General features: G+C 36.1%; 1 protein-coding gene. It reads left to right on the top strand.

Going from position 1 to position 1,314, the window contains the following annotated elements:
• Positions 1–122 precede the first annotated feature (122 nt).
• A complete protein-coding gene (locus M2137_RS14795; protein WP_280767198.1) occupies positions 123–1,286 on the top strand; it encodes an IS4 family transposase in 1,164 nt (387 codons plus the stop codon).
• Positions 1,287–1,314: the final 28 nt, after the last annotated feature.

Raw genomic sequence — 1,314 nt, 5'->3', positions numbered from 1 at the left:
CATTAGTGTCCACTAAAAACTCGCAATCGTTCTTTGAAACATTTGAAATATAGTTAGTTACAGATATTTTCTGAGTCAACGGACTTGAACTTGTAATTTTGCGTACTATAATAGTGCTGCATATGTTTCAAGATAAATACGTTTTTGCTCAGTTAGTCACATTCCTGGATAGAAACCACTTCAATTACCTTGTGCGCAAGTTTGGTGGCGACAAATATGTGAAGTTCTTCACTTGTTGGAACCAGTTGCTCACATTGATGTTCGGACAATTATCAAACAGAGAGAGTTTACGTGATCTTATAGTAGCTTTGGAAGCTCATCAAAAGAAGACTTATCACTTAGGTCTTGGCAAGTATGTAACCAGAAGCAATTTAGCAAAAGCTAACCAAAATCGTGATTATCGCATCTTTGAAGCATTTGCCTATTACATGGTAGAACAAGCACGTACTAAACGTAAGACTGATATTTTCAAACTTGGTGGAAATATCTACGCTTTTGATTCTACCACCATAGACTTGTGTTTAAGTGTTTTTTGGTGGGCTAAGTTCCGTAAGAAAAAAGGTGGTATAAAAGTACACACTCTATATGATATAGAGACTCAGATACCTGCTTTCTTCCATATAACGACAGCATCGGTACACGACAGCAAGGCTATGGATGAGATTCCTTACGAAACAGGTGCTTACTACATCTTTGACAGGGCTTACAACAGTTTTAAGAGCCTGTTCAGGATAGAATCAATCGGCTCCTATTTTGTTGTCAGAGCAAAGTCAAATTTACAGTTCAAAGCAAAACAGTGGAAACGTCGATTGCCGAAGAATGTATTATCTGATGCAATAGGTGAATTGACCATTTATAAAAGTTCCAAAGACTATCCTATGCAAATACGCAAAGTATGTTATTGGGATGAAGAACAGAAACGAGAATTTACATTCCTGACCAATGCCATGAAGCTCTCACCGTTGCAAGTTGCCGAACTTTATAAAAACAGATGGCAGGTCGAGCTCTTCTTTAAATGGTTTAAACAACACCTTAAAATAAAGAAGTTCTGGGGTAGTACAGAAAATGCTGTAAGAATACAAATATATTCTGCAATTACTGCTTACTGCCTGATAGCAATCATTCAGCATGACTTAAAATTGGATAGAACAACATATGAAGTTCTTCAAATTCTAAGCATATCACTTACGGATAAAACTTGTTTGAGCGACCTCTTTAACAAAACTAATTTCAAAAATATCAAAGAACGAAGCGGTTCAAGTGAACCAAATTTATTTAATTTTTAATCGTCCATTTTTTAGTGGACAGTAGTGA

This window comes from Parabacteroides sp. PFB2-10, from assembly GCF_029893085.1.
GTDB lineage: Bacteria > Bacteroidota > Bacteroidia > Bacteroidales > Tannerellaceae > QVMG01.
The sequence above is the reverse complement of the archived record's forward strand: the minus strand, read 5'-3'. Positions and strand labels throughout refer to the sequence as shown.

Excerpts from the sequence above, each read along its gene's own strand:
- M2137_RS14795 (WP_280767198.1), top strand. The coding sequence starts at position 123 with ATGTTTCAAGATAAATACGTTTTTGCTCAGTTAGTCACATTCCTGGAT.